Below are 7,819 nucleotides of genomic sequence, written 5' to 3' on the forward strand. Positions count from 1 at the left end.
GTATATTATCGATATAAACCCTGACGTCAGGGTGAATCAGTAAAGAAGGACACCCACAGGGGGTGCCCTTTCAGGTTCAGGACACGCTTTTTTTATGTCTGCGCAGCCAGATTAATTTGTAGGCGGCAGGAATAATGAACAGGGACAGCAGCGGAGCCGTGATCATCCCACCAATCATGGGTGCCGCGATACGGCTCATGACTTCTGAACCTGCACCGGTTCCCCAGAGTATTGGCAGCAGACCCGCAATGATCACCGCCACGGTCATGGCTTTCGGCCGGACACGCAGTACGGCACCATGATAGAGGGCTTCATCAAGGCCTTCCGGTGTGAACGTCTCTTTACGGGACAATTCCGGGTGCGCTTCAATGGCATGACGCAGATACATCAGCATGACCACGCCAAACTCTGCTGCCACCCCGGCCAGGGCGATAAACCCGGTTCCGGTCGCCACTGACATATGGAAGCCCTGCCAGTACAGGAACCATATCCCGCCAACCAGGGCAAACGGCAGGCTCATCAGAATAAGTAAGGCCTCATCAGCCCGGCGGAATGCCAGATATAACAGGATGAAGATGATCATCACCGTCATCGGTACCATCAGTTTTAATTTCTTATTGGCGTGCTCGAGTAATTCAAACTGTCCTGAGAATGCCACACTGGTCCCCGGTCTCAGTTTCACTTTCTCACTGATGGCCGTCTTAATATCGTTCACCACCGACACCATGTCCCTGCCGCGGGCATCAACATAAATCCAGCTGGCTGGCCGGGCATTTTCGGTTTTCAGCATGGTTGGTCCGGAAACGACCTTAATATCGGCAACATCGCCCAGCGTAATTTGCTGCTTCATTGGGGTCAGGATTGGCATCTCTCTCAACGCCTGCGGACTGTTACGGTAATCCTGCGGATAGCGAATGTTAATAGGGTACCGGGCCACGCCTTCAACCGTCTCACCCACCATAGCCCCACCGATTGCTGAAGAGACGAACAGCTGGACGTCGCCCACAGTCATCCCGTACCGGGAAGCTTTCTCCCGGTTGATATCGATATCGATGTAGCGCCCGCCCTCAAGTCGCTCAGCCAGGACAGACACCACGCCAGGCACGGTTTTGGCGACCGCCTCGATACTCTGCGCCGTCGCGTCGATATCGGACAGAACAGTCCCGGACACTTTGATACCTATCGGGCTTTTGATCCCGGTTGAGAGCATATCAATACGGTTACGGATAGGCGGCACCCAGAGGTTTGCCAGACCCGGTAAACGGACGGTCCTGTCGAGTTCATCAATAATCTTGTCAATTGTCATGCCGGGACGCCACTGATCCTCAGGTTTGAGCTGGATCGTGGTTTCCACCATTTCGAGCGGCGCGGAATCCGTTGCGGTCTCTGCTTTACCGGTCTTGCCAAATACAGAAGCCACTTCAGGAACGCTTTTGATTAACTTGTCTGTTGTCTGCAGGAGCGCTGCAGCTTCTGCCGGAGAGACACCCGGCAGGGTCGACGGCATATACAGCAGATCGCCCTCGTTAATCTTCGGCAGAAACTCACCGCCCACCTGACTCAGTGGCCAGATAACCGTGAAAATGGACAAGGCCGCAACCAGCAGGGTTGTTTTTGGCCAGTGGAGGACCCGCAGCAGCAAAGGATGATACGCTTTGATCAGCACCCGGTTCAGGGGGTTACTTGTCTCGGCAGGAATTTTCCCCCGGATCCAGAATCCCATCAGAATAGGAATGACGATGATGGCCAGTGCGGCCGCTCCCGCCATGGAGTACGTTTTCGTGAATGCCAGCGGGCCAAACAGACGACCTTCCTGCCCTTCCAGGGTAAAGATAGGAATAAAGGACAGGGTGATGATCAGCAGGCTAATGAACAACGCGGGTCCCACTTCCACGGAGGCGTCGGTAATCACCTTCCAGCGGGTGGCGTTGTCAATCTGCTCACCCGGATGCTGATGATCCCACTCCTCAAGCCGTTTGTGCGCATTTTCAATCATCACAATGGCGGCATCCACCATCGCACCGACGGCAATCGCTATCCCTCCCAGCGACATGATATTGGCGTTCAGTCCCTGGAAGTGCATGACGATAAAGGCGATACACAGGCCAAGTGGCAGAGAAATAATCGCCACCAGGGCAGAACGGACATGCCAGAGGAACAGTGCGCAAACGACAGCAACAACGATAAACTCTTCAAGAAGCTTGTAACTGAGGTTATCAATCGCCCGGTCGATTAACTGGCTGCGATCGTAGGTGGTCACGATTTCAACGCCTTCCGGCAGGCTGGCCTTCAGCGTCTCCAGTTTATCCCTCACTGCCGTGATAACGTCGCGCGCATTTTTACCCGACCGCAGGATCACCACGCCGCCAGCGACTTCTCCCTGGCCGTTCAGCTCGGCAATACCACGCCTCATTTCGGGCCCGGTCTGCACGCGGGCAACATCCCGCAGATAAACCGGCACGCCGTTCTCACCTGTTTTCAGGACGATGTTATTAAAATCATCAATGCTCTGAAGATAACCGCTGGCACGGACCATATACTCCGCTTCGGCCATTTCAACGGATGAGCCACCGGCCTCCTGGTTAGACGATTCAAGTGCCTGTTTCACTTCGGGCAGGCTGATACCGTACTGGGACAGTTTTACCGGATTGACCTGAATCTGGTACTGTTTCACCACGCCGCCAACCGAAGCGACCTCAGCCACGTTCGGGATGGTTTTCAGCTCAAATTTCAGGAACCAGTCCTGCAGAGAGCGCAGTTCTGAAAGGTCGTGTTTTCCGTTGCGATCGACAAGGGCATATTCAAAAATCCAGCCCACACCCGTGGCATCAGGACCGATTTCAGAACTCACACCGGCAGGCAGTTTTCCCTGAACCTGATTCAGATATTCCAGCACGCGGGAACGGGCCCAGTACAGATCGGTGCCGTCTTCAAAAATGACATACACATACGAATCCCCGAACTGTGAAAAACCACGCACGGTTTTTGCGCCAGGTACGGACAGCATGGTGGTGGTAAGTGGATAGGTGACCTGGTTTTCTACAATCTGCGGGGCCTGGCCGGGATAGCTGGTTTTGATAATGACCTGCACATCTGACAGGTCAGGCAAGGCATCGACCGGCGTGTTAATAATCGTCCATGTACCCCAGATGCTGAGAAACAGGGCCCCCATCATGACCAGGAAACGGTTGGCGACAGAGCGCCGGATAATCCATTCAATCATCGTCGTCTCCTCAGTGCCCTGAATGCATATTTACAGGCTGGTCAGACATTGCTGGCATACTGCTTTCTGTTTTTTCAGGGTGGCGCATACGTTCCAGCGCGCCCGTAATATTGGCTTCGGAGTCAATGAGGAACAGGCCACTGACCACCACGGTATCGCCTTCATTCAGGCCGGAACCGATGCCGGACTGTTGCTGTGATTCATGCAGAACGTGGATCTGTTTCGGCACAAACTTGCCTTCATCATCAACAGTAATCACGCGCTGTTCTTTGCCGGTATCGATAACGGCCTGGCTTGGTATCAGCAGCATCTCCTGGCTCTTGGTATTCAGTTTCAGATAGGCATTCATGCCCGGCTTGAGAAACTCATCCTTATTAGAAACCTGGAGACGGACCTGAAGCGTACGGGTTGTCTGATCCACGCTGGGAAGAATGTTCCATTTTTCGACATGGAATGTTTTATCCGGATAAGCCGGTACCGAAATTTCAAACTGCGACGTATCTTTCAGCAGATATGCGATAGATTCTGGCACTGCAGCGCTGATCCAGACCGGGTCCATCCCCTGAATCTGAGCCACTACTTTATCTTTCGAAATATTCATGCCGGTGCGCAGGTCAAACGCAGTAATGACACCATCAATAGGTGCTTTAATGGTAAAACGGGTCTGGATTGCGCGGGTTGAACGCAGCCTTTGAATATCCTCTTCCGGCATACCAGCCAGACGAAGTCGCTCCAGAACCCCTTTTATCTGGGTTGACGTACCACCGGTGCTGGATAACAGAAGGAATTCACTCTGTGCTTCCACCCAGTCCGGAATGGTAATATCGATAAGTGGCGTCCCCTTCTTCACATGATCGCCAATCGTCATGGGGTAGACTTTTTCGACAAACCCGTCAGAACGCGCCTGCACAATAACAAACTGATACTCGTTATAGCTGACATTAGCCGGGATTGTCTGAGAATAATTCAGCATTCCTCGCGTGACTTTTTGCGTTTTTAATCCCAGATTCTGAACCTGGGTTGGGTCGATACGGATCCCGCCACTGCTTTTATCGCCACTGTCATCAGCATATTTTGGCACCAGGTCCATATCCATAAAGGGCGATTTTCCGGGTTTATCAAATTTGGTATCCGGTTTCATTGGGTCATACCAGAAAAGCACCTTTCGTTCCGGTGCCTTTTGTTCTGTTTTTTCTGTCTTTTGTGCTGAGTTTACATACTGCCAGGCAGTAACCGATATCAGCCCCCCTGCTATGAGGCTGCTGATAATTATTGCAGCATATTTTATCTTTAAAGAAGCCATACAATTTTCCGCTAAAAAATCAAAACACCTGGCATATGCGCCTGACGGTTAACTCACACATATACCTATGTGAATGTACAGGCGCACAGGATGTAATCGCTCCGGACAGCCAATCAGGACTGCGTCACGTTAATGCTTTTGAGTAAGGAGATATTGCCCTGCTGAATAAACGAGAAATCGACATGGTTGCCTGTTTTCAGGGCATTAATAGCATCGTCTGCATTAACAAAAGTAAAGCGCATGGTCATTGCAGGCCAGCCCACCGCTGGAATTGCTTCATGCGAAATGGTGATTTTCTTAGTATTCATATCAATGTCTTTAACGACACCGGTGCCCTTGATAACTTGCTGTACCGAAGCATCACTGGCAGTATTCATATCGCCATGCTGATGTGTTTCAGCATGAAGACCGGCAGAAAACATGACAGAGAAGGCACCAAATAAAACGGCTTTAAGTGAATTACGCATTTTAAATTTCCTGATTAATGAAATAAATTTACTCTACCCAACCGCCACCCAGTGCGGTAAACAGATTAATTTCGTTAACCTGCCGGGAATAGGTAAGATCGAGAATGGTTTGCTGCGTAGCGAAGAGAGAACGCTCTGCATCCAGCACTTCAATGTAACTGACAGCACCACTGGAATATAATCCTCTGGCACGCTGGAGAGTTATCTGAAGTGAATCAAGATAACGCTGCTGTGACTCAAGTTGCTGGCTAAGGCTGTCGCGCAGCGCAAGCGTGTCGGAAACATCCTTAAAGGCTGACTGAATTTTTTGTTCGTAATTAACCACCGACTGTTGCTGGCGAATTTCAGCCAGCTTCAGATTGGCTTTATTCCTGCCAGCATTAAATATAGGAATTTCAATTTTAGGGATAAAATTCCACATTCCACTTCCTGACGTAAACAGGCTGGACAGCTCCGTACTGCTTGCGGAAAGACCACTGGTCAGGGTAATTGAGGGGAAAAAGGCCGCTCGCGCTGCGCCAATATTGGCATCAGCCGCTTTCAGCTGATATTCCGCTTCCATAATATCCGGTCGCTGCAGCAAAATTTGTGAAGACAGATTTGGTGGCAATTTTACTGGGGCTATCTCCCCGCCTTTCATCCCTTTTTCTGACGGAAGTGCGCGGTACGTTCCCAGCACCAGTTGCAGGGCATTGTTTGCCTGAGCCAGATCGCCTTCTCGTTTGGCTATTTCGGCGCGGGTACTTTCGATTTGTCCTCGCGCCTGTTCAAGTGCCAGAACGTTCGTACTCCCGGTCACGAGCTGCTGCTCAACGAAAGCATAGGACTGTTGATAATTTTTCAGCGTTTCCCGCGCAATACGAAGTTGTTCGTACGCCAGTTGCTGGCTGAAATAGCTTTGTGAAACGTTGGATACCAGCAGGATGTGTACGGCCCGACGGGCTTCTTCGCTGGCAAAGTAGTTCTGGCGATCAGCATCACTCATGTTCTTAAGTTTGCCGAAAAAATCGAGCTCATAACTGAACTCCAGACCTGCGTCGTACTCCTGTGTGGTCGGCTTGTCACCTTTCAGACCACCGCTGTATGTGATCCCGGATGAGGCATTCAGCTGGGGATAACGATCTGCATCCGTGACGTTGAACTGGGCCCGGGCCTCTTCAACCTTCAGTGCAGCCATTCTCAAATCACGGTTATTAGTCAGGGCTTCAGTAATCAGCCGGGTGACCTGGGGATCGACAAAAAAGTTACGCCAGCCCGTATCCTGATAGCCATTCACCGCTGGCGTCAGGCTGTTACGGGACAGTGAAAACTGCTGGGGTACCGGTGCTGCCGGACGCTGATATTCAGGCGCCAGAGAGACACAACCAGCCAGAATGAAGATTGTGCTGATGCTGAGTAGTTTTAATTTGAACATATTGCTTCTCGTCCAGGCAGACCTGGTAAATGGTTCAAATGAAGTTCAGAGTATTACCAGGGTTACTTTACAGAATGCACTCTGTTTGTCGGGTGACAGAATAATGACAATGTTGTCATTTTTACGGTAATTCGTTGATTACGATCGTGTGCGCAATAGAATGACATTAGCAGCCAGACGGGGAGCAAGATGAAAATATTGATCGTCGAAGACGAAATTAAAACAGGTGAATATCTCAGCAAAGGGCTTACAGAGGCAGGGTTCGTAGTGGATCACGCTGATAATGGTCTTACCGGATATCATCTCGCCATGACAGCCGAGTATGATTTAGTCATTCTGGACATCATGCTGCCTGATGTGAACGGCTGGGATATCATCCGCATGCTGCGCACTGCCGGAAAGGGTATGCCGGTCTTACTACTGACGGCCCTCGGCACGATCGAACACAGGGTCAAAGGACTGGAACTGGGTGCGGACGATTATCTGGTTAAACCCTTTGCGTTTGCCGAACTGCTGGCCCGGGTGAGAACCCTTCTGAGGCGGGGAAACGCGATGATCACGGAAAGCCAGTTTAGGGTGGCTGATCTCTCGATGGATCTCGTATCCAGAAAAGTCAGTCGCGCCGGAAACCGCATTGTGCTCACCAGTAAAGAGTTCAGCCTGCTGGAATTTTTCATTCGCCATCAGGGCGAGGTTCTTCCCCGTTCCCTGATTGCCTCTCAGGTCTGGGACATGAATTTTGACAGCGACACTAACGCGATTGATGTCGCCGTAAAGCGACTCCGCGCTAAAATAGACAACGATTACGGGACAAAGCTGATCCAGACTGTCCGGGGCGTGGGCTATATGCTGGAGGCCCCGGATGCATAGCAAACCTTCCAGGCGCCCTTTCTCACTCGCCCTGCGGCTGACCTTTTTTATCAGCCTGTCCACGATACTGGCTTTTATCGCCTTCACCTGGTTTATGCTGCATTCTGTTGAAAATCATTTTGCCGAGCAGGATGTCAGCGATCTTCAACAAATCAGCACTACCCTGAACCGTATACTGCAGTCCCCGGTGGATCCGGATGAAAAAAAAGTAAGCAAAATAAAGGAGTCGATTGCCAGCTACCGCAACGTTGCCCTTTTGCTCCTCAATCCCAGGGGGGAAGTGCTCTTTAGTTCAGCGCAGGGGGCGGCACTACACCCGGCCGTGAATTCCGCAGATTTTAGCGAGCACAGCCGCGCACGGGATGTCTTTCTCTGGACGGTGGAGGATCCTGCGAGACCGATGGATACCGGGTCTGAAATGAAGATGGAAACATACCGGATTATCGCCTCCTCTGGCCAGGCGATATTTCAGGGCAAACAGCAGAATTATGTCATGCTGACTGGCCTCTCCATTAATTTCCATCTCCATTACCTCGATGCGC

5 protein-coding genes and 1 pseudogene are annotated in these 7,819 nt (G+C 51.2%); 2 read left to right on the top strand and 4 right to left on the bottom strand.

Annotated features, from left to right (window positions below; all coding sequences use genetic code 11):
- Positions 1 to 76: 76 nt before the first annotated feature.
- The 4 genes from silA to silC form a co-directional block, all read right to left on the bottom strand.
- A complete protein-coding gene (gene silA, locus QMN38_RS18875) occupies positions 77 to 3,223 on the bottom strand; it encodes a Cu(+)/Ag(+) efflux RND transporter permease subunit SilA (protein ID WP_004098958.1) in 3,147 nt (1,048 codons plus the stop codon).
- Between the two features lie 10 nt (positions 3,224 to 3,233).
- Entirely contained in the window at positions 3,234 to 4,526 is a 1,293-nt protein-coding gene (silB, locus tag QMN38_RS18880) for a Cu(+)/Ag(+) efflux RND transporter periplasmic adaptor subunit SilB (RefSeq protein ID WP_323605616.1), read from the bottom strand.
- Between the two features lie 113 nt (positions 4,527 to 4,639).
- Positions 4,640 to 4,993, bottom strand: a complete 354-nt coding sequence (gene cusF / locus QMN38_RS18885; protein WP_001246155.1) for a cation efflux system protein CusF — start codon at positions 4,991 to 4,993, stop codon at positions 4,640 to 4,642.
- Between the two features lie 28 nt (positions 4,994 to 5,021).
- The gene (silC, locus tag QMN38_RS18890; protein ID WP_038633711.1) at positions 5,022 to 6,407 is read right to left on the bottom strand and encodes a Cu(+)/Ag(+) efflux RND transporter outer membrane channel SilC; all 1,386 of its coding nucleotides are present in this window, start codon (positions 6,405 to 6,407) and stop codon (positions 5,022 to 5,024) included.
- Positions 6,408 to 6,596: 189 nt separating this feature from the next.
- Between silC and silR the strand changes: the two genes are divergently transcribed.
- Both silR and silS read left to right on the top strand, forming a co-directional pair.
- A complete protein-coding gene (gene silR / locus QMN38_RS18895; RefSeq protein ID WP_038633715.1) occupies positions 6,597 to 7,277 on the top strand; it encodes a copper/silver response regulator transcription factor SilR in 681 nt (226 codons plus the stop codon).
- Positions 7,270 to 7,819 (top strand): annotated as a pseudogene (silS, locus tag QMN38_RS18900) (copper/silver sensor histidine kinase SilS); the annotation flags it as partial. The gene silR and the pseudogene silS, both read left to right, overlap by 8 nt.

This window comes from Citrobacter sp. R-1.5.2 (assembly GCF_035064245.1).
Lineage (GTDB): Bacteria > Pseudomonadota > Gammaproteobacteria > Enterobacterales > Enterobacteriaceae > Citrobacter.